Genomic DNA, 26,459 nt, shown 5'->3' on the forward strand with positions numbered 1-26,459 from the left:
CCCGCAGAACCCATCCTGTTGATGCATCAACTTGCAGCAGGAGCGAGTGTAACGCCGACCGGCTCCGCCACGCGGCGGCGACAGCCTCCGCGCAGGAGAAGGAGAGCTGTCCGGAGGACGCCCCCGGCGGGGACACGACGATCCGCCTCGATCCGTTACGTCAGGCGTCGCTTCCGGCGGGCGTGGCGAGAAGCTGCATCTCCCAGGCGAAGGCCACACCGCTGGCGCCGCCGTGCTGCGCCTGGACCTCGGCGACACCCGCAATGGTCTTCTCCCGGGCCCAGTCGCGCTGCCACTCGCCCATCACCGCCAGCCAGGTGATCGGCACCACGCCCGCCTGGACCATGCGCTGCACGGCCATGTCGTGCGCCTCCTTCGAGACGCCACCCGAGGCGTCGGTGACGGCGAAGACCTCGAAGCCCTCGCCCGCCGCCTGTATGGCAGGCATCGCCACACAGATCTCCGTCCAGAGGCCGGCGATGATCAGCTTCTTGCGTCCGGTCGCCTTGACGGCGTCCACGACGCGCTGGTCCTGCCAGGTGTTGATGAAGGTCCTGTTGATCGGCTTCTGCTCGGGGAACACGTCCTGCACGCCCTGGATGAGGAGGCCCCCGCGCTCCTCCAGCACGGTCGTCAGAATGGTCGGGACGTCGAACACCTTCGCGGCCTTGGCGAGTCCGACGACGTTGTTGACGACCATCGTCGGCTCGTGGCTGTTCAGGTTGGCGAACTGGAACGGCTGGTGGTCGATCAGCGCGAGGACGCTCTCCTCGGGCGTCAGCAGCGCGTCGAGTCCGGCCTTGTTCTCGGTGCTCATGGGGAGTCCCCTTCTGGAACTGTGCGTTCGCGGACGTAAGGCAGCAGGGGCCGACCGGATGGTGACCTCGCCGCAGCATTTGGTTGACGCATCATCTACGTTAAGGAATGATCGTTGAGGCGTCAACTAGACGCCCGGGGCGTCGACTTGCCGACCCTCGCCCGGGCGTCGACGTTGCGGTGGCGAACCGCAGGGTGCCGACGCTCGCGGCGTCCCGGATGTTCTGGGCATTGATTCGACATCGGCCATGTCCGCCGGATAGAAGACCCGTCGGCGACCTCGTTACGCTCCCCCCATGGACGCAACGCCTCGCTGGCTGACCTCGGAGCAGACCGCCGCCTGGGAGAGTTTCATCCGGATGCAGGAGAAGCTCATCGGACGGCTCTCCCGCCGGGTCCAGGCCGACTCCGGCATGTCTGCCTCCGACTACATCGTGCTGGTCAAGCTCACCGAGAGCGACGAGGGGCGGATGCGCTTCATGGACCTGACGAAGCTGGTGGAGTGGGAGAAGAGCCGGATGTCCCACCAGGTCGGGCGGATGATGAAACGCGGCCTGGTGACCAAGGAAGACTGTCCCGACGACGGGCGCGGAGCGTTCGTCGTGGCCACCCCGGCCGGCTACGAGGCGATCGAGGAAGCCGCGCCGCTCCACGTCGCACACGTCCGCCGGCTGTTCATCAACGCCCTCACGCAGGAGGAACTCGCCGCGCTCGCCCGGATCTCGGACCGCGTGCTCGCGCACATGGAGAAGCAGCCCGACTGACGGACCGGACAGCGGGCTGCCGCCGGGGACGTGGAGGAAGCGCTCAGCTCAGGTCGACGTCGAGGTGGTCGATGTCGGTGACCGTCACCTCCAGGCCCGCCGCGCGGCGGCCGCGGTCCTGGAAGTAGGCGTGACCCAGGCCGGCGCCGAGGAGGTCGCGCAGTTCGGTCTCGTCGGCGCCCGCGGCGTGCTGGGCGAGGAGCCGTGCGGTGATGTCCGGGGGGAGCTGTTCGGTGATGCGGCGCATGCGGGGGTCGTCGGTGGAGCCGGGGGCGGCGGTGAAGCCGAAGCGGGCGCGGGTCTCCACGATGACGCCGCGCTGGGCGGCCTGCCGGACGGCGCGGGCCCGTACGCGGGGCTGCCAGCTTTTACGGACCTCGCGTTCCAGGGCCGCGGCCAGGCGCGGGGTGGGGCGTTTGGCCTGCCCTGCGAGGTAGCGCTCGACCTGGCGCCGGGAGCAGCCGAGGCGTTGCGCGGCGCGGCGGGTGGAGCCCCGCTCGGCGCGTACCAGGAACCGCATCCGCGCCTGCGGGCTCACCGGGATGGGGCGGGTCGCGGTGGCCTGCAGCGCCGCTTCGAGTGACTCGCCGATCGTCGCCACCGCTCACTCCTCCCCGTCGCGGGTGGGGTCGTCCTTGATGTGCCTGGCGGGGTTGTAGTGCTGCTCGATGACCTCGGCGGCCCACCACAGGTCGCGTACGCCCTCCACCTTGGTCATGCCGGGGCTGACGCCGAGGCGGAAGACGCCGGGGGCCGGCTTGCCATCGGGGGTACGGGGCAGCAGGTCCAGCGGTGAGGGGGTGGCGGCGGGGTAGACGACGCAGTCGGAGAGCACGGCGACCGGGTAGCGGCCGTGTGCGGCCATCTTGACCATCTTGCGGTGCATGTTGACCCGCGCGGTGGCGATGACCGCGGCCCGGATGTCCGGCCGCCACGTCGGCCGTTCCAGGGCCGGCCACCGCTGGTTCGTACGGAACTTGGCCTTGCCCTGGGCGCGTTCGCGGAGCTTGCCGATGCCGCCCTTGACAGTCGCCTTGATCGCGGACAGGACCGCCGCGGCGGCCGGGTCGACTCCTTTGTGGCCGTCCATCGCGGCCACGTAGCCGGCCTCGGTGAGGTCCTTCGTCACGCCGAGGTCGGCCATCGTGGCCAGGTACGCGTCGCGCAGCCGCTCGTACCACGGGTCCAGGTACGCGCCGGCCTCCGGGCGCAGCCATGCCTCCAGCGGCGCGACGTCGTGGCCGAGTTCGACGGCGTAGGCGACGGTGGGAGTGGCGTACCAGGCCGGGCCGGAGGGACGGTCGCCGCCGGGGGTGAACGGGCCGGGCAGGCGGGGGTCCAGCTCGATGTGGGAGAGGTCGACGTACCAGGAGCCGGGGATCTTCTTGTCGAAGCGGGGGCCGTCGGTGTGGACGGGGGCGTCCAGGCCCACGGTCAGCCGGTTCGCCGCCGCGGCGAAAGCCATGTTGACGTCCAGGCCGATCACGTACGGCAGTTCGCACTCGGCGTCGGTGAAACCACCGGGGCGTACCCAGTCGTACGCCTCCTCGTCCAGCTCCTGCCCCTCTTCCCGGCCTTCGGCGACCGGATGCTCCTCCGGGGCCTCCGGCGGGGCGGGATCGACCGGGGCGGTGAGGGATCCGGGTACGGGTCCTGAGGTCCAGGCGGCGCCGTCGCGGACCGGGCGGGTCGGCGGGCGCAGCGCGGTCATCAGCTCCAGTCCTGTGACCGCGGTGGAGCCGCGGGGGGTGAGCACCCGCGTGGCGTACGTGCCGAGCATGCGCGCAAGTTCGCCGGGGGGCACGTGGCCGGCGCCGGGCCAGGCGCGGTCCTCCAGCGCGTCCCAGCCCAGCACGGCGAGTTGCACGCAGCGGCGGCGGCCGTGCTCGGCGGGGCGGTAGATCCGCGGCCAGGGGCCGAACCCGCGGCGGGTCAGCTTCCAGCCGGCGGCCAGGATCTCGCGTACCACCGGGTGGTCCTCCGCCAGGCGCATCCCGTCGTCGAAGGCGCGGTTGTCCAGCCGGAGCGGCAACCCGAGCCGCTCGGCGGCGGCTTCGGTGAGCACGACCAGGGGGTCGGCGTCCTGCCCGTGCCGGTGCAGGCGCTCGGCGCCGAGCCCCGACTGCAGGGTCCAGTCGACCAGTTCGACGACCGAGCCGGCGGGGCAGGGCGCCGTACGGCCGTCGGCGAGGTGGGCGAGGCCGGCACCGTCCAGCACCGCCAGCGGGCCCGCCGGGTAGCGCCCCTCCCCCACCGACGCGGCGGTGGGCGCGGGCTTCCCTGCGGACGGCCGCGTACGCGGCATCGCGGCCGCGGAGTCCGCGGGCTGCGGAGGCGCCGGGACGGTCTGCCGTGCCGGGGGCGCGGCCGGAGTCTCCGGTGCGGTCGGGGCGTCGTCGGCGGGCGGCGGGTACAGCTCGGTGAGCCGCTCCAGCAGGCGGGCGTAGGCGTCGCGTTCGGGCGGGCGCGGTTCCGTACTGCGGCCGGGGTCATCGCTCTCCCAGGCGCCCACCGTCGCCCGCCGTACGCCCAGCGCGTCGGCGACCTCCTGCTGCGTCAGGCCGTGCGCCACCCGCAGCCGGCGCCGCTCCCCCGGCGGCGGCAGCACCCGCGACCGCGCCACCAGCGCGTCCACCGCGTCGAACCGGGCCTTGTCTCCCTCACTCACGCCCGGCAGCGTACGCCACATGCACGGTTCGGCGAACGAACGCCGTCCTTCCGGCGGCCGATGCGCGGACGCCGGTGCCGCGCCCGTCAGTGGTGGCCGTGTTCGTGCGCCGGGGCGGGGACCGGCCGTTCGCCGGAGTGCGGTGCCGGGGCGGGGTCGGGCAGGTTCCCGCCTTCGATGTCGACATGCGGCAGGACGCGGTCCAGCCACCCGGGCAGGCGCCACGCGCACTCGCCCAGCAGGGCGAGGGCGGCCGGGACGAGGGTCATCCGCACCACGAAGGCGGCCAGCGCGAGGGTCCCGCAGAACACGGTGGTGCGCCGGCTGCCGTCGATGGCCGCCACCACGGGCACGACCACGAGCACGGAGCCCAAGGCGACGTTCGGGCCCTGGAACCAGTCCGCGACGAGTACCGCGGCGATCAGCACCATCGCCGTGGCGGAGTGTTCAAGTAGGCAGGGGGCGCTTATCGGTGAGAGGCGCGCCATTAAAGGAATTGCTCAATTCGACGGGTAGGTGCGCATCCTGGCACAGGGCATGTGCGGACGGCCGGCGAGACCGGCCGTCACGGGCCCGCCGGACTCCGGGGAACGGCCGCCTCGGCGGCCGCCTGAGCGATGTCCGCCCGGGCGTGACCCATCAGATCGGCTACGGGTCCCGTGAGCGACCGGCGCAGCCAGTCGGCGATGGCGAGAGCCAGCTCCGCGGCCCGCTCCACCTCCCCGTCCGTGAGGGACGCCTCGACCCGGTAACCGAGGTCGGACAGGGTCTCCGAGTCGGTCTGCGGCACGAGGACGTCGCGCAGGCCGGCCGGATACGGCTCCTGGCCGCGGGCCTCCCGCAGGGCTTCGACCACCTCCGGTGCGTCGCCGTACCGGTCCAGGAGGCCGCGGAAGACGTAGATCCGCGCCGTGAGCCGGGGGCGGCCGGGGAATTCGTCGAGCCACTGCATCAGCCCGGCCTCGCCGCCGAGGTGTGCGATGACGTCCTGGAGCGCGGCCTTCAGTTTGTTGGGCAGATCCCAGCCGTGCGGCAGCAGCCCGGCCACTTCGAGGGCGAGTGCGGCCTCGTCCCGCGGGCCGAGGGTGCCCGCGCGGAATCCGCGTACCTTCGCGGGGTCGAGCACGAGCTCTTCCGGGCGGGTCCGGCTGGTGGCGGACTGCCGGCCGTGGTGGCGGGGGGCGAGCCGGCCGCCTGCCCTGTGGAGCAGCTTCTCGTACACGACATCTCCTCGCTGCCGGTGGCCGCGGGTACGGGTACCAGGACGGATGCTCCTTTCCATCATGGGTGCGCACCAGGTGATCGGCGACTCGGTCTCCCGGCGGCGCGCGGCCCCCGGCGCCGGGTGGGCGCCGGAGGCCGCTCGGTGGAAGGGACTACCCGGCGGGGTGCCAGTCGCCGCTGTCGTCGTCGATGTCGTCCTCCGTCAGCGCGACGACCGAGATCGAGCCGTCGTCGAGCATCCGCAGGGCCAGGCCGTACGGCATCTCGTCGCCGCCCTTGCCCTCGTCGGCGGTTGCGGTCGCCGCGTACGCGGCGGCCCCGGCGGCCTTCCCGTCGCCGCTGCCGGCGGGCGCGGCCGAGGCCGCGGGGGCGGCGGCCAGCGCGGTGAAGCCGAGCAGCGCCGCCGACGACAGCGCGCCGGCGAGAGCACCAGTCCTACGCATGAATCCTCCTGGATCCGGAGAGCGGCCCTGTGCCGCCCTGGCTGAATCAAGAAGAACAAGGGGCCGCGTTCAGCCGGATAAGCGTTCCGGCCGGAAAATCGGATGCCCGCTCATTTCTCTGCAATCCCGCCGTGCAGCGGTAGTCGGAGGGAGGGAATTCGGCGGGGTGCCGGCTGCGTGAGGCCGTTTGGGCGCCTCCCGCCCGCTTCGATACCCTCACCCGGACCGCGACCACGGAAGAGCACCATGACCGACACCATCACCAGCGCCGCCAACCCGCTCGCGAAGCGGGTGAAGCTGCTCGCCGATCGCAAGCACCGGCGGCGTCAGGGGGCGTTCGTCGTCGAGGGGCTGCAGCCGGTGTGGTCCGCCGTCGAGGCGGGGTGGGAGGTCGAGACGCTTCTCGTCGCGCCCGGGTTGCTCACGCACCAGGCGGCGGTGCGCATGGTCGAGGAGCAGGAGCAGGCGGGCGTGGCCGTGGCGCGGCTGGGGGCGGACCTGTTCCAGCGGCTCGTCGACCGCGACGGGCCCAGCGGCATCGCCGCCGTCCTGCGCAGCCGGGACGGTGGGCTGGACAGCCTGGACGCCCGGCCCGGATCGGTCTTCGTCGCCCTGGACCGCATCGCCAACCCGGGCAACCTCGGCACGATCATCCGCACCGTGGACGCGGTGGGCGGGGCCGGGGTGATCCTGATCGGGGACACGGTGGACCCGTACGCCCCGGCGGCGGTCAAGGCCAGCATGGGGTCGCTGTTCGCCGTCGACGTGGTGCACACCCCCGACGCCTCGGAGTTCTTCACCTGGGCCGCGGAGCGGGGGGTCGCGGTGGTGGCCACGTCGGGTTCCGCGGACGAGGATCACTGGAGTGCCGCGTACGATCCGCCGCTCGCGTTCCTGCTCGGCAGCGAGCGGGAGGGGCTGCCGGAGGACCTGCTGGCGCGGGCGTCCCGGCGGGTGCGCATCCCCATGGGGGGCACGGTCGACTCGCTGAACATCGGGGTGGCCGCGTCGATCATGCTGTACGAGGCCCGCAGACACGCCGAGAACAGGTGAGCGGCCCCCGGCCGGTGCGGCACAGGCCGGGGCACCGCTCCCGACGCCGAGGAGCCGTCCTCCGCACGGGTGCCCGACCCGGGTCAGTCCGCGACGTCCCCTGCCGACGTCGGGCCGAGTTGCGTGGCGTCCGCGTATTCCGGCATCTTCATGGGCTGGTCGAAGAGGAAGAACGACTGGTTCGTCCCGACCGTGAACTCCACGTACGCGCCCGTCGTCGCGTCGAAGCCGAAGTAGGCGTTGCACGCCGAGCCCGAGTCGTACGTGCCGTCCATGCCCGGCTGCGCCACCACGACCTTGCCGTTCGACGAGGAGTCCACCGCCTCGGTCGGCGTGAGCTTCTTGCAGCGGGGCACGGGCAGGCCCTTCATGACGAAGTACCCGTACTCGCCCTTGCCGTTCTGGATGTAGACGTACGACAGCTTGCCGCGCTTGCCCCAGGTCTTCACCCACTCGTTGATGGCCTCGCGGGTCGGCGAGTAGGTCATCTTCCCCGCCGGCTGGTTCGCCACCAGGGCGTCGTAGTTGCTCTGCTTGGCGGCGTTCTCCTTGCCCTGGCTGGAGTCGTCCTCGCAGGCGGCGAGGCCGAGGACCGCGATGAGCGCCAGCACGGACGTCATGGCGATACGGGCGATCGTCTTCATGGTGCCGTCCCCTTCCTGGATGCCGACGTCGTCGGCGCAGGCCGCGGTGCCGGCGGCGTCCGGGCGAGCGGAAGGCAGTGGTCGCGGAGAGTGGTGCGGGATGCCGGCGGATCGGTTGCGTACGGGCGCCGCCAGGCGGCCTGCCGACTCCTACTCTGCGGCCCTGCGTCCGGGAGGGGTCCCGCGGGCGGGCGGCTACGCCACGGGGAGTAGCGGCGGAGCCGTCCGGCGGGGGACGCGGGCGGGCGCGGCCCGGCCGGTGCTGGGGGGCATGGTGTTACGTGCCCGAGTCACCGCGCTCTGCCTGGCCGCCGTCTCCGTGCTGTCCCCGCTGGCGTGCCGGCCACCGCCGCAGCTCCCGATCCGACTCTGGTACGGACGGACGGAGGGCTGCTGCGCGGCGTGCGCGACGGCGGGGACAGCACGGAGACGGGGCGTACCGTACGCGGCCGGCCCACGCCGTTCGCGGCGAACCACCGGTGCGGCTTCTGGAACGGCCGGTGACCTCCGCGTCCCGCGTGCTACGCCGATGCGGGGCCGGGCGCCGGCGTGGAGATCGCCGTCACGCTGCGTACGACGGCGAAGAACCGCGGCTCGTTCCCGGCAAGACCGGCCGCCGCCAGCGCCCGGTCGGCGTCGGCCAGCGGCCCCGCCAGCACCGCCGCGGCCAGCCCCGGCGCGCCGGGCTCGGCCAGCGCCGCCTGCGCGCTGCGCACCAGCCGGCGGTACGCCTGGGCCGCGGTCACCTCGGCGGTGTCGTCCGCCATCGTCGCCTCCGTTCGTCGGACGTGTCGTACGCCCTCATTCTGCCGAGGGGCACTGACAACGGCCCGTGCCGAACTCCCCTGCCGCCGGGGCCGGTTGGCCCTGGGCCAGGGAGGAGGCGGGCTGCCTACGGGGTGAGGTACGCGGCGAGCGCGTCGGCTTCGCGGCGCAGGCGGTCCGCGGAGTCGGCGCGGCCGGCCGTCTCGTAGACCCCGGCCTCGGTGCGGCGCTCGGTGATCTGCGCCCGCAGCAGGGCGCGTACGTCGTCGGCGGAGAGCACCCGGCGGGCCGCCTCCGCCGAGCCGACGCCGGACCGGGCGCCGGCGACGTGCTCGCTCCCCTGGTCCGCCGGGGCCGCGGGGGCCTCGACGGCTTCGGCGTTGTCGAGGGCGGCGAGGGCGGTGCGCAGCGCGGAGACGACTTCGCGGTCGCGTGCCTTCATCGCGGCGCGGAGGTCCGCGCGCATGAGGGACCGCAGTGCCTGCGCGTCCTCGGTCGTCCCCTGGTCGGTGGGCGGGCCCGCCGCTGCCGCTGTCATGTGCCCAACGTACCGGTCCCGCCCCGCGCGGCGGTCCCCGGGCGGCGGCGACCTCGACCGGCCCGCACGGGGTCAGCGCTGGTGCACGGGCCGTACGACGATCTCGTTGACATCCACCTCCGGCGGCTGGGACAGGGCGTACGAGACCGCGGCGGCGATGGCGCCTGGTCGTCTACCACGCGGAGCCCGGCTCGCCCGGCGCCGAGGCACTCGCGCTCCTCGGCTCGCTCGCCGCCACCCCGGGGCCCGGCTGACCGTCCGGCACCGGGCGCGGGCTCAGCCGGGCAGGCGCAGCCGGTAGTCGTGGGTGCGGCGGTACGGGCGGAAGCCGAGCTGCTCGCCGAGGGCGAGGACCGCCGCGTCGCCGTCCGCGGCGGCGGTCTCCACCTCGCCGATCTGCGGGTGCTCGGCGTGCAGCCGGCGCAGCATCTCGGCGGTGACCCAGCGGCCCAGGCCGCGGCGGCGGTGGGCCGGAACCACGGCCAGGTGGGAATGCTGGGCGCGCGGGGCGGGGGCGGGCGGGATGAGCACTTCGGTGTAGCCCGCGACGGCACCGGTGCCGGTATGCAGCGCGGCCACCGTCAGCAGCCGGCCGCTGCCGGGCTCCGGCGCGCCTGAGGCGGTGCCGAAGGCGAAGCCGGGGACGGCCGCGGCGAGCCCTTCGGGGTCGTCGCCCGCGGCCGGTGCGGGTCCGGTACGGGGCGGGGCGGGCGGCCCCGGCGCCGGGATGGCGGGGGCGTACCAGGTGGTGAGGCGGTAGCCCGGGTGGTCGGCGTAGACCAGTTCGGCCAGCCAGGCGCGGTGCACCTCGGCCAGCGGCAGCAGCAGGTGGTGGACGACGCGCTCGCGGACGAAGCCGTGGCGCAGGCAGAAGACGTCCGCCGGAGTGCACGCCGGGACGGCCGCCCGCAGGGCGGCCCAGCCGTCCTCCCGGGCCGCGGCGGCGACGGCGGCCAGCAGCAGGGTGCCGGTGCCGCGGCGGCGGGCGGCGGGGTGGACGTAGAGCTGGAGATCCGCGGTGGTACGGGCCGGGCCGGGCGAGGCCGGCCGCACCCCCGCGACGGCCGTCACCTCGCCCTCCGCCCCCGTGGCCGCCCACGCCGGCGGCATCCTGCCGCCGGCGTGGGCGTCCCCCCGCAGTCCGGCGAGGACCTCTTCCCGTACCGGCGCGGGCACGCCGGGCAGGTCCGCCGCCCGCGCGGCGGCGACGACCGCGCGCCAGGCGGCGGCGGCCGGCGCGGCGTCGCGTACGACGGTGATCTCCACCGGTGAACTCATGGCTCCAGCCTCGCCGCGGCGCGCCACGCGAACAACGGCCGATCCGGGAACGTGCCATAACCCGTCGGTTATCGATGGGGGCGGGGGATTCATAACCGACGGGTTATCCGTCGTTGCCGGATCGGCCGTTGTTCGGTGGGCGCCCCGGGCGGAGGCTGGTCCCCGCAGAGGAAAGAGCAGGAGCACACGCAGCCACCGAAGGGGGCGCAAGGTCCATGACCGCCACCGCACGTAGGGGCAGGGTCTGGTTCGTCACCACGGCAGGACACGGCGCGGGCCGGGCCGTCACCGCGGCCGCGCTGGCGCGCGGCGACCGGGTCGCCGCCGCCGTACCGGACGAGGCCGCCAGGGACCGGCTGCTGGCGCGGCACGACGAGCACCGGCGCAGGTTGTTCGTACGGGCGCTGGACGTGGCCGACAACTGGTCGGTGAACGCCACGGTGTGCGCGGCGGCCGACCGGTTCGGCCGCCTCGACGCGGTCGTCAACGACGCCCGCCCGCCGCGCCCCTCCCCCGGCGACACCGCTGCCGGGGACGCGGCCGCGCCGGTCGGTTGGATACCCGAGCCGGCGGCGCGGGCGCGGATGGACTCGGCGTTCTTCGGCCCGCTGTGGGTCGCGCAGGCGGTGCTGCCGCTGCTGTACGAGCAGCGCTCAGGACATCTGCTGCAGCTCTGCGGCTCCGTCGCCCCACCCGGGGCTCCCGGGACCGCGCTGGACCGGGCCGGCACCTGCGCGGTGGTGGCGCTGAGCCGGGCGGCGGCGTGCGAGGCGGCGCGCGTCGGCGTCGACATCAGCGTCGTCGGCGGGCGGCCGGACGCCGGGGCGCTGCTGCGGCTCGTCGACGGCGCCGCGGCCCGCCGCCGGGACGCCACCGCCCCCGCGGCCGACCCCGCTGCCGCCCCCGCGTCCGCCTCCGCCGCAGGTCACGGCGCGGCGGCCTGAGGGTGACGGGGGCGGGGCAGCCGGGATACGCTCCGGTGGCGGAGCCGGTTTCCGGCCACGGCCAGGCGATACGGGGGTGCGGGATGGAGCTGCGGGACATAGAGATATTCCTCGCGCTCGCCGAGGAGCTGCACTTCGGCCGGACCGCGGAGCGGCTGCACGTCTCGCAGGCGCGCGTCAGCCAGTCGATCGCCAAGCAGGAGCGCCGCATCGGCGCGCCGCTCTTCGAGCGCACCAGCCGCCGGGTGGAGCTGACGGCCATCGGGGCCCGGCTCCACGACGATCTGCAGGCGGGCTATCAGCGGATCCAGGACGGTATCGAATCCGCCGCCGCGGCGGCCCGGGGCACGACGGGGGTGCTGACGCTGGGGCTGATGTGCGCCCAGGCGTTCGACCAGGCGTCGATCCTCGCGCGCTTCAAGGAGCACTACCCGGGGGTCGAGCTGCGCTTCCGCGAGGTGGTCTTCAGCGACCCGTTCGGGATGCTGCGGGCGGGCGAGGTGGACCTGGAGGTCACCTGGCTCCCGGTGCGCGAGCCGGACCTGACGGTCGGCCCGGTGCTGGCCCGCGAGCCGCACGTGCTGATGGTCGCGGAAGGACACCCCTTCGCCGCCCGCGGGTCCGTGAGCCTCGAAGACCTCGCGGACTGCTCGTTCCCGCAGCCGGTGAACCCGGTCCCGGCGTACTGGATGGAGGCCCTGATGCCGGCGCGTACGCCGTCGGGGCGGCCGATCCCCGCGGACGGGCCGAAGATCGCCACGTTCCAGGAGGCGCAGGCGGTCGTCGCGGCCGGGGACGCGGTGTGCGTGGTGCAGGGCGAGGCGGCGCGGCACTTCCCGCGGCCGGGCATCGCGTACGTGCCGATCACGGAGCAGCCGCTGGGCGTCTGGGGGCTGATCTGGCGTACGGCGCACGAGACGCCGCTGGTACGGGCCTTCGTGCAGTCCGCCGTCGACACCCTTGCCGAGGCGGCGCAGGCGGCACCCGGCGCCGATGCCCCCGAGGTGCCTGAGGCCCCGGAGCCGGCGCGTGCCGTTCCGGAGCCGGCCGCCGTCCGCGGCTGAGCCCCGCGCGAAGGCGGCTCAGAGCAGGGAGTTCTGCTTCAGCACCGCCACCGCGCCGACCGTACGGTAGCCGCGCCACTCAAGTGCCGCGGCCGGCGAGAACGAGCCGAAGTCGACCAGCCAGCCGCCGTCTTCCTGCTGCCCCGCGGCCAGCCGCTGCAGTTCGGCGTCGACGACCTCCGGGGCGTACAGCGTGCGCGCGGGGCGGCCGGGCTCGGGCGCGACGTCGAGCGGCCGGATCGCCTCGCCCTCCGAGCCGCCCGCGACGGGCAGCACCCCGTCGTCGGGGATGAGCGGGCGCAGCCGTTCCAGCAGGGCGGTGGCCTGCGGGCGGGTGTCGGCGGCGGCGTCGAGGAAGCGGATGGCGAAGGACAGCTCGATGGCGTGCGGCTCGTCGCCGATGACCTCGATGGCGTCCAGGCAGTAGCGCGTGGCCCGCTCCAGCCAGGGGTGGGCGGCGACGGCGGGGTCGTGCGCGGCCAGCCGCAGCGCGGTGCCGGCGGCGAAAGCGGTGCTCTGCAGGGCGGAGGCCGCCGGGTCGGCCTGCGTCCAGAACGGCGCGCAGCCGGCGGGGTCCGCCACGGGCAGCGCGAAGGGCAGCCCGCCGTCGGGCAGCGTGACGGACAGCAGCCAGTCGCAGAGCCGCGCCGCGTGCGGGGTGGTGGCCGGGGCGGCGTCGACGAACGCCTCGAAGGCGTGCAGCGCGCCGCCGGGCTGGCTCTCCGGCGCCCGCAGGTCCGGCTCCAGACCCCAGCCGTAGCCGCCGTCGGGGTTGCGGTAGCCGTCGACGGCGGCGAGCACGGCGGCGGGGTCGGTCCCGCCGAGCAGCAGCTCGAAGCGGCGGCGGTCGAGGAGGCGCGCATGGGTGGCCATGAAGGAGGCGGCGGCGGCGAGGTCTGCGGTCATACGCCCACGATGGCAGCGGCGCGGGCGGCGGTCTTGAAGGTTTCGGACGTGTCCGCCCGCCGGGACCGGATCGGGGGACGGCCACCGCGGCACCGCCGCCGCCCCCTCCCCGGCTCCCCCAGCGGGCGCCCGGTTCGCCCTCGCGGACCGTGAACGTCGTCGTGGCCAGCGCCGCCGCGTGCGCCGCGTTCCGGGCGCGGATACGGACCGTGTGCCGCCCCGGCCGCAGCGTCAGCGACGCCGTGAGCCGGCCCGTGGCCGGGTCGAAGCGGTGCGGCACGGGGCGGCCGTCGACCTCGACCCCGGTGCCGCCCGCACCGACACCCGACAGGCGGTCGGTGACCCGGGCACGCAGCCGCACCACGGGGCCGGCGGCCGTCGCGCCGTCCTTCGGGGCGGGGGCGGCGGCCACGGGCCGGGGGGCGCTGGCGACACTGGCGCGGCTGGTGGACGCCGCGGGCGACGAGGCGGACGACGGCCCGCTCGACCGGCGGCTCGCCGCGCTCTGCGGCAGGCTGGCGGACCTGGGGTTCCCGGTGGCGCTGGCGGTGACGGGCTGCGGCGCTGCCGGAGGGGGTCGGGACGGCCGCGTACGGGTGGCGCAGGAGTCCCTGACGAACGCGATCCGGCACGCGGCGGGCGCCCCCGTCACCGTACGACTGCATGACGGGGCACAGGAGTTGGTCCTCACGGTGGCCAACGGGCGTGCGGTGGAGGGTGGTCGGGCTGCGGCGATGCACCCCGGCGGGCGCGGGCTTGCGGGGATGCGGCGGCGGGCGGGCGGCTGACGGCGGGGCCGGGCGGTCCTGACGGGGCGCCCGGCGGCCGGGGGCAGAACGGCCCGCGCGCGAGTGACGGCGAGCAGGGAGTTCGTACATCGGACGGCGTGCGCCCCTCCGGTCGTGCGACCAGCGGCCGCTGTCCCGCGACGGCCAACCCACCTGCCGGTGGCGGTGGGTGGTGCGTACGGGCCGCTCTTCCGGTCCGCGTCCGGGACCGGGACCGGGCCCCGGCCCACCCGTCCCGCCCGCCCCGCGCGGCGGAGGTGGCCGCGTTCGCCGGCTGTGCCCTCGCGCCGCGCGCGGTGAGCCCCGCGGTCGGGGTCGCGCTGCATGGACGGCATGGCCGCCACCCGGGAGCTGACCGCGCTCGTCCCGCCGGCGCGGGTGCTGATCCTGACCACGTTCCGGCGGGACGACTACGTCTTCGAGGCGCTGCGCGCGGGCGCGTCCGGCTTTCTGTTCAAGGACTGCTACCCGCAGGACCTGGTGAACGCCATCCGCACCGTCGCGGCCGGCGAGGCGCTGCTGGCGCCCGCGGTCGTGCGCGGGCTGATCGACGCCTTCGTGTCCGGCGCGGTCGTCCCGCGCGCGGCGCGGGACGACCGGCTGGACGCGCTGACCGAGCGGGAGGCGGAGGTGCTGCGGCAGGTGGCGAAGGGCTGAGCAACCCGGAGATCGCCGCCGTCCTCGGCATCGGCAGGTCCACCGTGAAGACCCATGTGACGGCGGTCCTCGCGAAGCTGGGCCTGCGGGACCGTACGCAGGCCGTCATCTACGCGCACGAGACCGGCCTCGCCTCCGGCCAGTTCCTCTACGTCTGCGATTCCGCGAGCAGGCGCAGCGCCAGTTCTTTCAACTCGGGGCTCGCCTCGGCCGCGTTGCCCGAGTCGTACGGGGGCTGCGGGTCGTACTCGACGGCGAGCTGGACCGCGCGCGCCGTCAGCTCGTCGGTGAGCAGGGCGGCCAGGTAGACGGACATGTCGATGCCCGCGGAGACGCCTGCGGCGGTGATCACCTTGCCGTCGCGGACGTAGCGTTCGGGCACGTAGGTGACGCCGAAGGTCGCCTCCAGATAGTCCTTCGACGCCCAGTAGGTGGTGGCGCGGGTGCCGAGCAGGCCGGCGGCGCCGAGGACGAGGGAGCCGGTGCACACCGAGGTGGTGAAGCGGGTGCGGCGGTGGGCCCGGCGCAGGAAGTCCAGGATCGCCGGGTTCTCCATGGCGGCGATGGTGCCGCGGTTGCCGGCGCCCGGTACCAGGACCACGTCCAGCTCGCCGGTTTCGGCGAACGACCGGTCGGCGACGACCGCGGTGTGCCCGGTGTCGGTGCGGACGGGGCCGCGGCGCTCGGCGATCATCGTGACGTCCGCGCCGGGCAGCCGGGACAGCACCTCGACCGGGCCCGTCGGGTCGAGCAGGCTGAAGCCGTCGTAGAGCATGACCCCGATCCGCGGGCCGGTCGGTCCGGCGGTGTTCCCCTTCGTGCCGGCGGCGCGGGCCGTCCCGGCGGGGAGTCCGGCCGCCAGGCCCGCCGCGGCGAGCGCCATAGCGCCGCCGAGGGCGGCCCTGCGCGTGGTCTTCCTGTCCGTCTCCGTGTGGCTGTTCGTCATGCTCCGGGAGTCTGCCGGTCGGGCAGGGGGCGGGCCCGCGGCATGTCCGGCATCCTGCGAATCGTGTCCCCCGTGGCCCCGTAGTGCTCCAGGAACGCCTGCCGCAGCGTCTCCGCGGACCGGAACCCGCAGCGGCGCGCGATCGCGGCGAGCGTCAGCCCGCTGGAGCGGACGAGGTGGGCGGCGCCCTCGGTGCGGGCGGCGCGCACCGCGCGCGCCGGGGTGGTGCCGAGGTGCCGGGCGAACAGCCGGGTGAGGTGGCGGGTGCTGACGCCCGCGCGGGCGGCGAGCGCGCCCGTGCCGAGGTCGTCGGCGAGGTGTCCCGAGACGTATCCGAGGAGGTCGCGGACGAGGCGGTCGCCGCTGGGCGGGGCGGCGAGGAACATGCTGATCTGCGCCTGGTCGGCGGGGCGGTGCAGGTACGTCACCAGCTCGCGGGCGACGGCGCGCGCGAGGGTGGGGCCGTGGTCGTCCTCGACGAGCGCGAGGGTCAGGTCCAGCGCGCTGGTCACCCCGGCGGAGGTGTAGACGTGCCCGTCGCGTACGTAGAGCGGGGCCGGGTCGACGGCGACGGCCGGGTGGCGGGCGGCGAGTTCGGCGCCGTAGCGCCAGTGGGTGGTCACCCGCCGCTGGTCCACGAGACCCGCGGCGGCCAGCACGAACACCCCGGTGCACACCGCCGCGACCCGGCGGGCGCCGGTGGCGAGCCTGCGCACCTGCCGGACCAACTCCCCGTCCACGGCGGCCCGCTCGTGCCCGATGCCGCCGACGACCATGAGGGTGTCAGGCCGCGCCGGCACCTCGGCGAGGCGCTGCCCGCCGCCGACGCCGATGCCGGCGGAGCTGAGCACGCCGCGCCCGGTGGCGGTGGCGAGCCCGATGGCGTACGGAGGCGCCGCGCCGAAGCGGTTCGCGGCGTCGAGGGCGCCGCTGGGGCAGGCGATGTCGAGTATCTGCGCGTCGTCGTACGCGACGAGCACCACCCGGCGTTCCGCGTCCGCCACCCGCACCCCGCCTCTCCGGCCCGCGGCGGCCCGTTCCGCTCCGGCCTCCGGCCTCCGGCAGGGTATCCGGCGGCGGCCTAGCCTTGGGGCATGGCCCTGTTCGAGGTGGAGCGTACGGTGCGGGCGCCGGCGGTGGCGGTCTGGGAGCGGCTGACGGACTGGCCGGCCCACGGCGGGCGGGTGCCGCTGACCCGGATCGTCGGCGTGTCCGTGCCCGCGGAGGGTGTCGGGGCGCGGTTCACGGCACGCACCGGCGTGGGCCGGGTGGGCTTCGACGATCCGATGGAGGTCGTCGAGTGGTCCCCGCCGGGTGCCGGGCGGGCGGTGGGGCGGTGCCGGCTCGTCAAGCGGGGGCGGGTGGTGCTCGGTTGGGCCGAGATCGAGGTGTACGGGCCGGAGGCGGACGCCGGCGACGCGGGCGCGGTGCGGGTGGTGTGGCGGGAGGAGCTGGGCGTGCGGGGGGTGCCGCGGACGCTGGATCCGGTAGTGGCGTGGACCGCGCGCCGGGTCTTCTCCCGCGTCCTCGACGGCCTGCTCCGCGCCCCCTGATCCGGCCGGCTAGGGGCGTACGGCCAGCCGCGCCGGTGCCGTGGCACGGTGGTGCAGCAGCAGTGCGGTGACCGCCGTCCGGCCGGCCAGGACGCCTGGGTCTCCCAGGTGATAAGCCCGTCTTTGACGTACACCTGCCATGAACAAGAACCCGTGCAGTTGACTCCGTGGGTCGAGCGGACGACTTTGTCGTGTGCCCAACGGTCGTGGTACGGGGCGTCGTTGACGTCGTGGTCCGCGCGGAAGACGGCGCGGCCGTCCGGCGTCTCCGCCGATCTGCGCAGTAACTGCCCAGCTCGCAGCAGGCGTTCGGCCGCGGCGTCGGCCGCGCGCTCCGCCCTGTTCTCGTCCGGCTCCGCACCACGTGGCACCCCTTCCGGGTGACGGATACGCCGAAAGCGCGGAGGCGGCCGGCGCACCACAACTCCGGTCGATCGCAGCGTGCCCCTTTTCCCGGCCTCGCGGGAACCGCATTCCGGCCACTTGGCTGCATCGGGAAAACTATCTTTACCAGGCATTGGCGGAGCGGTGAAATTACAGCCCTGTCCTGTATTGCGCTTTCCCCGGCGGAATGGCGCACACTTTCGGCCAGATATCCGTTGCCCCGTTTTCCGCGGTTCCGGCACGGGCGTACGGGCCGGGCGGCGGCGGGCGCGTACGCCCCCGGACGTCCGGGCGGCGAGGGGCCGCCGGGTGCGGCCTTGACGAGAACAAAGTCACAGCCAAGGCCGGCATCGCCTATCCATTAGCCGACCTGGCTAGCATCCGACCATGACTGTCCTGCCCGATGACGGGCTCTCCCTGGCGGCCGAGTTCGCCGACGCGTCGCACGAGCAGTGGCAGCACCTGGTGGCCGGCGTGCTGCGCAAGTCCGGCAAGGAGGTCTCCGGCGCCGAGGCGGAGTCCCTGCTGTCCACCGCGCTGGAGGGCGGGCTGCGCACCCCGCCGCTCTACACCGCGCGCGACCGCGCCCCCGACCCGGGCCTGCCCGGCTTCGCGCCCTTCGTCCGCGGCGGCCGGCCCGAGGGGAACGCCGCGGGCGGCTGGGACGTACGCCAGCGGCACGCCGTGGCGGACGCGGAGGCCGTGCTCGGCGACCTGGAGAACGGCGCCACCTCCCTGTGGCTCGCCGCCGGCGACGCCGGCGGCATCCCCGTGGCGGCGCTGGCGGACGTCCTGAAGGACGTCTACCTCGACCTCGCGCCCGTCGTCCTGGACGCCGGCGCCGAGACCGGGCCGGCCGCGCGGGAGCTGCTGCGGCTGTACGAGGAGCGCGGCGTCGCCGCCGAAGCCGCCCGGGGCGGCCTGGGCGCCGACCCGCTCGGCCACGAGGCCCGTACCGGACGACCGGGGGACCCCGAGACGATGGCGGGACTCGCCCGGCTGTGCGCCGACCGCCACCCGGGCCTGCGGGCCGTCACCGTGGACGCCCTGCCGTACCACGAGGCCGGCGGCTCCGCGGCGCAGGAACTGGGCTGCTCCCTGGCCACCGCGGTCGCCTATCTGCGGGAGCTGACCGCGGCCGGGCTGAGCACCGCGCAGGCGTGCGCCCAACTGGAGTTCCGCTACGCGGCCACCGCCGACCAGTTCCTGACGGTCGCCAAGCTGCGGGCGGCGCGCCGGCTGTTCGCCCGGGTCGCGGAGGTCTGCGGGGCGCCCGCGGCGGGCGCGCAGCTCCAGCACGCGGTGACCTCGCCGGTGATGGCGACGCGCCGCGACCCGTGGGTGAACATGCTGCGCACCACGGTCGCCACCCTGGCGGCCGGGGTCGGCGGCGCGGACGCGGTGACGGTGCTCCCCTTCGACCACGCGATCGGCCTGCCGGACGCGTTCTCGCGGCGCATCGCCCGCAACACCTCGGCCGTCCTCGTCGAGGAGTCCCACCTGGCCCGGGTCATCGACCCGGCGGGCGGCTCCTGGTACGTGGAGGGGCTGACCGACGAACTCGCGCACGCCGGCTGGGCGTTCTTCCAGGAGATCGAGCGGGCCGGCGGCCAGGCCGCCGCGCTGCGCTCCGGGACGGTCGGCGAGCGGCTGGCGCGGACCTGGGCGGAGCGCCGGAAGAAGCTCGCCACCCGCCGCGAGCCGGTGACCGGGGTAAGCGAGTTCCCCGACCTGGCGGAGAAGCCCGTCGTCCGCGAGCCCGCGCCCGCGCCGCCGGCCGGCGGGCTGCCGCGGGTGCGCAGGGACGAGGCGTTCGAGGCACTGCGGGGACGCTCCGATGCGCATCTGGCCGCGACCGGCGCCCGGCCGCGCGTCTTCCTCGCCGCCCTGGGCCCGGCGGCCGTGCACACCCCGCGGCTGACCTTCGCCGCGAACCTGTTCCAGGCCGGCGGCGTCGAGCCCGTCACCGGGGGCACCTTCGCGGACAGCGGCGCGCGCGAGGCGTGCCTGTGCTCCGGCGACTCGGTGTACGCGGAGCAGGGCGCCGCCGCCGCGGCGGAGCTGCGGGCCGCGGGGGCGCGGCACGTGTACCTCGCCGGGCGCCCGGGCGCGTACGACGGCGCCGACACCTACGTGCACGCCGGCTGCGACGCCGTGGCCGTGCTCACCGACGCACTCGACCGCATGGGAGTGGCCCGATGACCGTCCCCGACTTCTCGGACATCGAGCTGGGCACCCCGGCCCCCGCGGCGGGGGCCGACGAGTGGCGCGCCGCCGTCAAGCGCGGCGGGGACGGCGGCGACCTCGGCTGGGAGACGCCCGAGGGCATCGCCGTCCGGCCGCTGTACACCGGGCAGGACCTGGCGGACCTGGACTTCCTGGACACCTATCCGGGCGTCGCGCCGTATCTGCGCGGCCCGTACCCGACGATGTACGTCAACCAGCCCTGGACGATCCGGCAGTACGCGGGCTTCTCCACCGCCGAGGAGTCCAACGCCTTCTACCGCCGCAATCTCGCGGCCGGCCAGAAGGGGCTGTCCGTCGCCTTCGACCTGCCCACCCACCGCGGTTACGACAGCGACCACCCGCGGGTGCCGGGCGACGTCGGCATGGCGGGCGTGGCGATCGACTCGATCCTCGACATGCGCCGGCTCTTCGACGGCATCCCGCTGGACCGGATGACGGTGTCGATGACGATGAACGGCGCGGTGCTGCCGGTGCTTGCGCTGTACATCGTGGCGGCCGAGGAGCAGGGGGTGCCTCCGGAGAAGCTGGCGGGGACCATCCAGAACGACATCCTCAAGGAGTTCATGGTCCGCAACACCTACATCTACCCCCCGAAGCCGTCGATGCGGATCATCTCCGACATCTTCGCCTTCACCTCGCGGAAGATGCCGCGCTACAACTCGATCTCGATCTCCGGCTACCACATCCAGGAGGCGGGCGCGACGGCCGACCTGGAGCTGGCGTACACCCTCGCCGACGGCGTGGAGTACATCCGGGCGGGCCGGGAAGCGGGCCTGGACGTGGACGCGTTCGCACCGCGGCTGTCGTTCTTCTGGGCGATCGGCATGAACTTCTTCATGGAGATCGCGAAGCTGCGGGCGGCACGCCTTCTGTGGGCGAAGCTCGTCAAGCGCTTCGATCCGCAGAATCCCAAGTCGCTGTCCCTGCGCACCCACTCGCAGACCTCCGGCTGGTCGCTGACGGCGCAGGACGTCTACAACAACGTGACGCGCACCTGCGTCGAGGCGATGGCGGCCACCCAGGGCCACACGCAGTCGCTGCACACCAACGCACTGGACGAGGCGCTGGCGCTGCCGACGGACTTCGCCGCCCGGATCGCCCGCAACACGCAACTGCTGCTCCAGCAGGAGTCCGGTACGACCCGGGTGATCGACCCGTGGGGCGGCAGCGCGTACGTGGAGCGGCTGACGTACGACCTGGCGCGGCGGGCCTGGCAGCACATCGAGGAGGTCGAGCAGGCCGGCGGGATGGCGCAGGCGATCGACGCGGGCATCCCGAAGCTGCGGGTGGAGGAGGCGGCGGCGCGCACCCAGGCCCGTATCGACTCGGGGCGGCAGCCGGTGATCGGCGTGAACAAGTACCGGGTGGCGTCCGACGAGCAGATCGAGGTACTGAAGGTCGACAACTCCTCGGTGCGGGCGCAGCAGATCGCGAAGCTGGAGCGGCTGCGTGCGGAGCGCGACGAAGCCGCGTGCCGGGACGCGCTGGACGACCTGACGCGGGCGGCCGGCGGCGACGGCAACCTGCTGGAGCTGGCGGTACGGGCCGCGCGCGCCCGGGCGACGGTGGGCGAGATCTCGTACGCCCTGGAGAAGAGCTACGGGCGGCACGCCGGGCAGATCCGTACGATCTCCGGGGTGTACCGGAACGAGGCGGGCGAGTCGCCGTCGGTGGAGCGGACCAGGGCGCGGGTGGGCGCGTTCGCGGAGGCCGAGGGCCGGCGGCCGCGCATCCTGGTCGCCAAGATGGGCCAGGACGGGCACGACCGCGGGCAGAAGGTGATCGCCACGGCCTTCGCCGACCTCGGCTTCGACGTGGACGTCGGCCCGCTCTTCCAGACCCCGGCGGAGGTGGCGCGGCAGGCCGTGGAGGCGGACGTGCACATCGTGGGGGTGTCGTCGCTGGCGGCCGGGCACCTGACGCTCGTACCGGCGCTGCGCGAAGCGCTGGCGGAGGAGGGGCGCGAGGACATCATGGTCGTCGTCGGCGGGGTGATCCCGCCGCAGGACGTGGCGACGCTGCTGGAGATGGGCGCGACGGCGGTGTTCCCGCCGGGCACGGTGATCCCGGACGCCGCGTACGACCTGGTGACGCAGTTGGCCGCCGGGCTCGGGCACGACGCCGCGTGAGCGGGTGAACCGGTGGCCATCGATCTCGACACGTACGTCAAGGGCGTCCTCGACGGCAAGCGCGCGCTCGTCGCCCGCGCGATCACCCTCGTGGAGTCCACCCGGCCGCAGCACCGGGCGCTGGCCCAGGAGTTGCTGACCGAGCTGCTGCCGCACAGCGGGAAGGCCCGGCGCATCGGGGTCAGCGGGGTGCCGGGGGTGGGCAAGTCGACGTTCGTCGACGCCTTCGGCAGCATGCTGACGGGGCTGGGCCACCGGGTGGCGGTGCTGGCCGTCGACCCGTCGTCCAGCCGCACCGGCGGCTCGATCCTGGGCGACAAGACCCGCATGGAGCGCCTCGCCGTGGATCCGGCCGCGTTCGTGCGCCCCTCCCCCACCGCGGGCACGCTCGGCGGGGTCGCGAAGGCGACGCGCGAGTCGATCGTGGTGATGGAGGCCGCCGGCTACGACGTGGTGCTGGTGGAGACCGTCGGCGTCGGCCAGTCCGAGACGTCCGTCGCGAACATGGTCGACTCCTTCCTGCTGCTGACGCTGGCCAGGACCGGGGACCAGTTGCAGGGCATCAAGAAGGGTGTGCTGGAGCTGGCGGACGTCATCGCCGTCAACAAGGCGGACGGGCCGCACGAGCGCGACGCCCGGGCGGCGGCGCGGGAACTGGCGGGCGCGCTGCGCCTGATGCACGGCAGGGGCGCGTTCTGGACGCCGCCGGTGCTGCACTGCAGCGCGCGCGAGGCGACCGGGCTCGACACGGTCTGGGACCGGCTGGAGCGCCACCGTGAACTGCTGGAGAGCACCGGGCGGCTGGCCGCCTTGCGGCGCGATCAGCAGGTGGACTGGACGTGGACGATGGTGCGCGACGAGTTGCTGGGCCGGCTGCGCGCCGACCCGGCGGTCGACGCCCTGGCGCCGGAGCTGGAACGGCAGGTCAGGGAAGGCGAGTTGACGGCGACGCGGGCGGCGGAGCGGATCCTGGACGCGTTCGGCGGCTGAGCGGCCCGCGGTGGCGGCGGTACGGTGCGATCGGCGGCCCGGCGCCGTGCGGTGCGGACCGGACGCGGTGTCAGCTCACCGGCTGCCCGGTGCGCGAGCCGATCGGCGGGGCCCCGGTGTGGTCGCGGGCGCCGGTGATCGGGCAGCCGAGGGTGCCGGCGGCGGCGTAGGCCGGCGCCCTGGGGTCCCGGTAGCCGGCCCAGGCGAGGGCTCCGGCCAGCACCGCCGGGCCGCCGGCGACACCGGCCCAGGTGCGGAACGCCGACGCCGAGGCGTCCGCGAGCACCGGCTCCAGCGCCGCCCGTTCGGCGGCCGGGAGCGCGGCGGGCGGCCCGTCGGAGAGCGGGCGTGCGCGCGCCGTGTCGAGTGCGGCGCCGTCCGGTGCGGCGATGCCGGCGCGGGCGAGCCCGTCGTCGAGCGCGGCGGAGAACTGCACGGAGATGACCACGCCGGGCACCGCGATGGCCATCATGCTGCCGATCCGGGCTACGGCGTTGCTGATGCCGGAGGCGACCCCGGCCGGTCGGCGGGGGCGGCGGACTTCGCGCCGGAGGTGAGCGGCGCGACGAGCATCGCCAGGGCCCAGCCCGTGCACGAGGACGGACGGGAGCACGACGGTCCACATCGAGGTCCCGGCGTCCGCGCGCAGCAGCAGGAGCATGCCGAGCCCGGCGAGCAGCGAGCCGCCGGCGATGAACGGCCGGCCGCAGTGGCGGTCGGCGAGCGCGCCGAAGCGGCGAATGCCCGGATACGGAAGAGCGCGGGTGGCAGCAGCGGGTTGCGGACGCGGCGCTCCCAGAGCAGGAACGCGGCGAGCGAGACGGCGCCGGTGACGAGGGCGGCGGCGATGGCATGCAGCGCGACGGTGGTCATCAGGCTGTCCATGCCGACCAGCGACGAGGCCAGCACGCAGGCCGACAGCACGCGCCCCGCCTGCCGTTGGGCGGCCCGCCGCGGAGGGGATCCGGAGGTCATGGCGGCCGTGCTCCCGCCCGCCGGTCCGGGCGGGCAACGAGACGGCGGGCCCGCCGCGGCGCACCTTCGGGGCGCGCCGCGGGACCCTCCGCGGGGCGGATCAGACGGCCACGCCCTTCGATTTCAGTAACTCGACGGTGCCGGTGACGTTTCCCGCCTCCTGGACTTCCTCGTGGGAGACTTCCGTGTCGAACCTCCGGCTCAGTTCCACGGCGACTTCCACGAGTACCAGCGAGTCGAACTCCATGATGTCGAAGGGCGTTTCCGCCGTGCTTCCCTCGGGTGCCCCGAATTCGGTGGTGAGCAGATCCAGAAGTTCTTCCGCGGATTGCCGCGTCGACGACGTCACGAGTTCTCTCCGTTTCCGTGCATTCTTGCTTCCCTGCATTTTCTACGTGCGCGGAGGCCGTAGCTCCGTGCTCATACCGCGGTGATTCCCGGCCACGTGAGCGCGACCGATCCCCACGAGAATCCGCCGCCGAACGCGGCGAGGACCACACGGTCCCCTTCCTTCAGTTCGCCGGACGTGACAGCGTCCGTGAGGGCGAGCGGAATGGAGGCGGCGGAGGTGTTTCCCACGCGGTCGATATTGACGACGAGCCGGTCCGCGGGGAAATCCAGCCTGCGCGCCAGGGAGGTGAGGATCCGTATGTTCGCCTGGTGGCCGACGAGCCGGTCCACCTCGCCGGCCTCCCAGCCGACGCGCCCCAGCAGCACCGTCACCGAGCCCGCCATCCTGGCGACCGCGTGCGCGAAGACCTTCTCGCCCTGCATCGTCAGCCGGTGGGCCAGGGGGTCGCGTACGGGCCCGGCGGCGGCCTCCCTCGAACCGCCGCCGGGCACGTACGCGAGGTCGAAGCCGGAGCCGTCGGAGCCGAGGTCGGTGCCGAGCAGCACCCCCGGAGCGGCAGCGTCCGGCGCGGCGGCGAGCACGGCCGCGCCAGCGCCGTCGCCGAAGATCACCGCCGTCGTGCGGTCCTCCTTGTCCAGCAGGCTCGACATCGTCTCCGCGCCGATCACCAGCACCCGCCGCGCCTGCCCCGCGGCGATCTGCCCCGCCGCGGCCGCCAGCCCGTAGAGGAAGCCGGAGCACGCGGCGCCCATGTCGTACGCCGCCACGGGGCCGAGGCCCAGCCGGGCCGCGACCTGCGGCGCCGTGGCCGGGCAGGGGTGGTCGGGGGTGGTGGTGGCGAGGACCAGGGCGTCGACCGCGCCCGGCTCGGCCGGCAGGCCGGCCGACTTCAGCGCGCGTTCGCCCGCCTCCACCGCGAGGTCGCCGGTGGCCTGGCCCGGGGTGGCCCAGCGGCGGGTGCGGATGCCGGTTCTGGTGCTGATCCACTCGTCGGAGGTGTCGAGGGTGCGGCTGAGGTCGTCGTTGGTCACCTGCCGCGGCGGCAGGTGTGCGCCCAGCCCGATGAGCGCGGCGTGCTGCGTCATGTGTGGTTCCCCCTTCGGACGGCGCGGCGCGGTGCCGGCGCGCGGACTGCGTGCTACGGGGTCAGGGCAGCAGGTGCGCGACGTTGCAGGCGAGCCGCATGCCGGCGGAGGTGCTGCTCAGCCGGCCGGCGCGCCAGGTGCCGCGCTCGGTCGTCAGCTTGACGGGGCGGCCGAGCGCCACCCGCAGCCGGCCGTCGTCGTGCGCCGTCCCGCCGGCGGCGACGGCCGTGTCGTCGAGGGCGATCGAGGTGGTGCGCATCCAGAGCGTGTGGGAGGCGGCCCGCTCGATGCCGTCGTAGCGGTAGAGGAGCACCTGCCCGAGTTGGAGCGCGGCGACGAACAGGTCGACCATCGTGGGTCTGAGTCCGGCTCCGCCGGGTCCTGTGCCGGCGGTGACGGACATGTCCGCGCTCATCGCCTCCTCGCCCTCGGCGGCGACGCCGGTGACGAACTGGCTGCGGCCGAAGTGGGACGCGCCGAAGGGGGCGTCGTTCCAGGGGCCCGGCCGCATCTCCGCCGTCGCGTACGTCCCTTCCGTCACGCCGGTCCGGTCGCCCGCGGGGTGCTCCACCTCCACCCGCACGGCCATCGCCCCGACCCGGCAGTCCGCGGTCGTCCGCCGCAGCCCGGGCGCGGACCCGGCGGTCACGGCGTCCTCGGTGGCGCCGACCGGGAAGTGGCCGAGGCCGTCCTCGACTGGCTCGTTGCCCGCCTTGACGGACAGCGAGCGGACCGTGAAGGGCGCCTCGGCGGGCAGGTCGCGGGTGTGGGCGACGAGCAGGCCGGCCAGCCACGCCCCGTAGACCATGGCGTCGATCGTGGACAGGTGCGGGCGCTGCCGGACGGTGCCCTTCCGCGACCAGGTGCCGTCGATGCGCAAGCCCGCGGTCGCGTCGATACGGGCCCGCCCGCCGTCACCCGCGGGCCGGACGGCGATGTCGGTGAGGACGTTGGTGACGCGTTTGAACCCCTCGCCGAGGAATCGCTCGCGCCGGTCCCCCAGAACGTCGTCCACGGAGCCTGCATACAGCTCCTGTGCTGTTTGCGCGATGAATTGCATGATCGGGCTCTCCCCCGTGCAGACGCGTTTGTCGGTGGCCTCCGGCCCGTATCGACGTGGGGGTGCATCGGCCCCACTGCGCCGATCGCGATTCAGGCTGAGAAAACGTTATCGATGGCATTCCACCATAGTCGGCACCGCGTGGGGGAACCCGCCGTGCCCGCGCTTTAGAGCAATATCTTGCTA

At 74.7% G+C, this 26,459-nt stretch carries 28 protein-coding genes and 2 pseudogenes; 11 read left to right on the forward strand and 19 right to left on the reverse strand.

Annotated elements, in window-relative coordinates; translation table 11 throughout:
- Positions 1-160: 160 nt before the first annotated feature.
- On the reverse strand, positions 161-817 hold the full coding sequence (locus CXR04_RS00425) for a hydrolase (protein ID WP_101419917.1): 657 nt from the start codon (positions 815-817) through the stop codon (positions 161-163).
- Positions 818-1,112: 295 nt separating this feature from the next.
- Here CXR04_RS00425 and CXR04_RS00430 point away from each other — a divergent pair, with 295 nt between their 5' ends.
- Entirely contained in the window at positions 1,113-1,580 is a 468-nt protein-coding gene (locus tag CXR04_RS00430) for a MarR family winged helix-turn-helix transcriptional regulator (RefSeq protein WP_101419918.1), read from the forward strand.
- 43 nt (positions 1,581-1,623) lie between these two features.
- Here the strand turns inward: CXR04_RS00430 and tpg are convergent, their stop codons facing one another.
- The 5 genes from tpg to CXR04_RS00455 form a co-directional block, all read right to left on the reverse strand.
- Positions 1,624-2,181, reverse strand: coding sequence for a telomere-protecting terminal protein Tpg (gene tpg, locus CXR04_RS00435; RefSeq protein WP_101419919.1), 558 nt, complete (start codon positions 2,179-2,181; stop codon positions 1,624-1,626).
- A 3-nt stretch (positions 2,182-2,184) separates the two neighbouring features.
- Positions 2,185-4,248, reverse strand: a complete 2,064-nt coding sequence (gene tap / locus CXR04_RS00440) for a telomere-associated protein Tap (RefSeq protein ID WP_442802343.1) — start codon at positions 4,246-4,248, stop codon at positions 2,185-2,187.
- Between the two features lie 86 nt (positions 4,249-4,334).
- Positions 4,335-4,679 carry a hypothetical protein gene (locus tag CXR04_RS36775; protein ID WP_101419921.1) on the reverse strand — a complete coding sequence of 115 codons (345 nt, stop codon included), beginning with the start codon at positions 4,677-4,679 and terminating at the stop codon, positions 4,335-4,337.
- A gap of 134 nt (positions 4,680-4,813) precedes the next feature.
- On the reverse strand, positions 4,814-5,470 hold the full coding sequence (locus CXR04_RS00450) for a hypothetical protein (protein WP_101419922.1): 657 nt from the start codon (positions 5,468-5,470) through the stop codon (positions 4,814-4,816).
- Positions 5,471-5,624: 154 nt separating this feature from the next.
- Complete coding sequence (locus CXR04_RS00455) at positions 5,625-5,915, reverse strand: hypothetical protein (RefSeq protein ID WP_101419923.1); 291 nt, start codon at positions 5,913-5,915, stop codon at positions 5,625-5,627.
- Between the two features lie 246 nt (positions 5,916-6,161).
- Here CXR04_RS00455 and CXR04_RS00460 point away from each other — a divergent pair, with 246 nt between their 5' ends.
- Positions 6,162-6,968 carry a TrmH family RNA methyltransferase gene (locus CXR04_RS00460; RefSeq protein WP_101419924.1) on the forward strand — a complete coding sequence of 269 codons (807 nt, stop codon included), beginning with the start codon at positions 6,162-6,164 and terminating at the stop codon, positions 6,966-6,968.
- Between the two features lie 83 nt (positions 6,969-7,051).
- Here CXR04_RS00460 and CXR04_RS00465 read toward each other — a convergent pair whose 3' ends face one another.
- From CXR04_RS00465 to CXR04_RS00475, 3 genes are all read right to left on the reverse strand, one after another.
- Positions 7,052-7,612: a hypothetical protein gene (locus CXR04_RS00465; protein ID WP_101419925.1), complete on the reverse strand. Its 561-nt coding sequence runs from the start codon at positions 7,610-7,612 to the stop codon at positions 7,052-7,054.
- A 521-nt stretch (positions 7,613-8,133) separates the two neighbouring features.
- Complete coding sequence (locus tag CXR04_RS00470) at positions 8,134-8,379, reverse strand: hypothetical protein (protein WP_101419926.1); 246 nt, start codon at positions 8,377-8,379, stop codon at positions 8,134-8,136.
- Between the two features lie 125 nt (positions 8,380-8,504).
- Positions 8,505-8,915 carry a GatB/YqeY domain-containing protein gene (locus CXR04_RS00475; RefSeq protein ID WP_101419927.1) on the reverse strand — a complete coding sequence of 137 codons (411 nt, stop codon included), beginning with the start codon at positions 8,913-8,915 and terminating at the stop codon, positions 8,505-8,507.
- Between the two features lie 164 nt (positions 8,916-9,079).
- On the opposite strand from CXR04_RS00475, the pseudogene CXR04_RS36780 reads away from it, so the two are divergent.
- Positions 9,080-9,169, forward strand: a pseudogene (locus CXR04_RS36780) (transcriptional regulator); the annotation flags it as partial.
- Between the two features lie 22 nt (positions 9,170-9,191).
- Here the strand turns inward: CXR04_RS36780 and CXR04_RS00490 are convergent.
- Entirely contained in the window at positions 9,192-10,193 is a 1,002-nt protein-coding gene (locus tag CXR04_RS00490) for a GNAT family N-acetyltransferase (RefSeq protein ID WP_234379961.1), read from the reverse strand.
- Between the two features lie 215 nt (positions 10,194-10,408).
- Between CXR04_RS00490 and CXR04_RS00495 the strand changes: the two genes are divergently transcribed.
- Both CXR04_RS00495 and CXR04_RS00500 read left to right on the forward strand, forming a co-directional pair.
- Positions 10,409-11,137: an SDR family NAD(P)-dependent oxidoreductase gene (locus CXR04_RS00495; protein WP_101419929.1), complete on the forward strand. Its 729-nt coding sequence runs from the start codon at positions 10,409-10,411 to the stop codon at positions 11,135-11,137.
- An 83-nt stretch (positions 11,138-11,220) separates the two neighbouring features.
- Positions 11,221-12,201 carry a LysR family transcriptional regulator gene (locus CXR04_RS00500; protein WP_101419930.1) on the forward strand — a complete coding sequence of 327 codons (981 nt, stop codon included), beginning with the start codon at positions 11,221-11,223 and terminating at the stop codon, positions 12,199-12,201.
- A gap of 18 nt (positions 12,202-12,219) precedes the next feature.
- On the opposite strand, the gene CXR04_RS00505 is transcribed toward CXR04_RS00500, so the two are convergent.
- Positions 12,220-13,107: a hypothetical protein gene (locus CXR04_RS00505; protein WP_101419931.1), complete on the reverse strand. Its 888-nt coding sequence runs from the start codon at positions 13,105-13,107 to the stop codon at positions 12,220-12,222.
- Between the two features lie 338 nt (positions 13,108-13,445).
- Here CXR04_RS00505 and CXR04_RS00510 point away from each other — a divergent pair, with 338 nt between their 5' ends.
- Both CXR04_RS00510 and CXR04_RS00515 read left to right on the forward strand, forming a co-directional pair.
- Positions 13,446-13,895: a hypothetical protein gene (locus CXR04_RS00510; protein WP_159072236.1), complete on the forward strand. Its 450-nt coding sequence runs from the start codon at positions 13,446-13,448 to the stop codon at positions 13,893-13,895.
- Positions 13,896-14,228: 333 nt separating this feature from the next.
- Positions 14,229-14,552, forward strand: coding sequence for a hypothetical protein (locus CXR04_RS00515; RefSeq protein ID WP_442802344.1), 324 nt, complete (start codon positions 14,229-14,231; stop codon positions 14,550-14,552).
- A 148-nt stretch (positions 14,553-14,700) separates the two neighbouring features.
- Here the strand turns inward: CXR04_RS00515 and CXR04_RS00520 are convergent, their stop codons facing one another.
- Together CXR04_RS00520 and CXR04_RS00525 are read right to left on the reverse strand one after the other, a co-directional pair.
- Positions 14,701-15,498: a DJ-1/PfpI family protein gene (locus CXR04_RS00520; RefSeq protein WP_101419933.1), complete on the reverse strand. Its 798-nt coding sequence runs from the start codon at positions 15,496-15,498 to the stop codon at positions 14,701-14,703.
- Positions 15,495-16,481 carry a GlxA family transcriptional regulator gene (locus CXR04_RS00525; protein ID WP_442802439.1) on the reverse strand — a complete coding sequence of 329 codons (987 nt, stop codon included), beginning with the start codon at positions 16,479-16,481 and terminating at the stop codon, positions 15,495-15,497. Before CXR04_RS00525 ends, CXR04_RS00520 begins: the two co-directional genes overlap by 4 nt.
- 111 nt (positions 16,482-16,592) lie before the next feature.
- Here CXR04_RS00525 and CXR04_RS00530 point away from each other — a divergent pair, with 111 nt between their 5' ends.
- Positions 16,593-17,051, forward strand: a complete 459-nt coding sequence (locus CXR04_RS00530) for an Immediate-early protein 2 (protein WP_101419935.1) — start codon at positions 16,593-16,595, stop codon at positions 17,049-17,051.
- Between the two features lie 95 nt (positions 17,052-17,146).
- Here the strand turns inward: CXR04_RS00530 and CXR04_RS35445 are convergent.
- Positions 17,147-17,422 (reverse strand): annotated as a pseudogene (locus CXR04_RS35445) (hypothetical protein); the annotation flags it as partial.
- Between the two features lie 400 nt (positions 17,423-17,822).
- Between CXR04_RS35445 and CXR04_RS00540 the strand changes: the two are divergent.
- From CXR04_RS00540 to meaB, 3 genes are read left to right on the forward strand one after another with little or no spacing between them, the layout of a single operon-like run.
- Complete coding sequence (locus CXR04_RS00540; protein WP_101419936.1) at positions 17,823-19,637, forward strand: methylmalonyl-CoA mutase family protein; 1,815 nt, start codon at positions 17,823-17,825, stop codon at positions 19,635-19,637.
- Positions 19,634-21,811 (forward strand): methylmalonyl-CoA mutase, encoded by a 2,178-nt coding sequence (gene scpA, locus CXR04_RS00545; RefSeq protein WP_101419937.1) that lies wholly within the window; start codon positions 19,634-19,636, stop codon positions 21,809-21,811. Before CXR04_RS00540 ends, scpA begins: the two co-directional genes overlap by 4 nt.
- Positions 21,812-21,823: 12 nt before the next feature.
- Entirely contained in the window at positions 21,824-22,801 is a 978-nt protein-coding gene (gene meaB, locus CXR04_RS00550; protein WP_101419938.1) for a methylmalonyl Co-A mutase-associated GTPase MeaB, read from the forward strand.
- Between the two features lie 70 nt (positions 22,802-22,871).
- On the opposite strand, the gene CXR04_RS00555 is transcribed toward meaB, so the two are convergent.
- The 5 genes from CXR04_RS00555 to CXR04_RS00570 form a co-directional block, all read right to left on the reverse strand.
- Complete coding sequence (locus CXR04_RS00555) at positions 22,872-23,273, reverse strand: hypothetical protein (protein ID WP_159072237.1); 402 nt, start codon at positions 23,271-23,273, stop codon at positions 22,872-22,874.
- A 14-nt stretch (positions 23,274-23,287) separates the two neighbouring features.
- Positions 23,288-23,776: a hypothetical protein gene (locus CXR04_RS34690; protein ID WP_159072238.1), complete on the reverse strand. Its 489-nt coding sequence runs from the start codon at positions 23,774-23,776 to the stop codon at positions 23,288-23,290.
- Between the two features lie 100 nt (positions 23,777-23,876).
- Positions 23,877-24,125, reverse strand: coding sequence for an acyl carrier protein (locus CXR04_RS00560; RefSeq protein WP_101419940.1), 249 nt, complete (start codon positions 24,123-24,125; stop codon positions 23,877-23,879).
- 71 nt (positions 24,126-24,196) lie between these two features.
- On the reverse strand, positions 24,197-25,213 hold the full coding sequence (locus tag CXR04_RS00565) for a beta-ketoacyl-ACP synthase III (protein WP_101419941.1): 1,017 nt from the start codon (positions 25,211-25,213) through the stop codon (positions 24,197-24,199).
- 61 nt (positions 25,214-25,274) lie between these two features.
- Positions 25,275-26,228 carry an AvrD family protein gene (locus CXR04_RS00570; protein ID WP_159072239.1) on the reverse strand — a complete coding sequence of 318 codons (954 nt, stop codon included), beginning with the start codon at positions 26,226-26,228 and terminating at the stop codon, positions 25,275-25,277.
- Positions 26,229-26,459: the final 231 nt, after the last annotated feature.

Origin of the sequence: Streptomyces sp. CMB-StM0423 (assembly GCF_002847285.1) — a bacterium.
Taxonomy (GTDB): Bacteria; Actinomycetota; Actinomycetes; order Streptomycetales; family Streptomycetaceae; genus Streptomyces.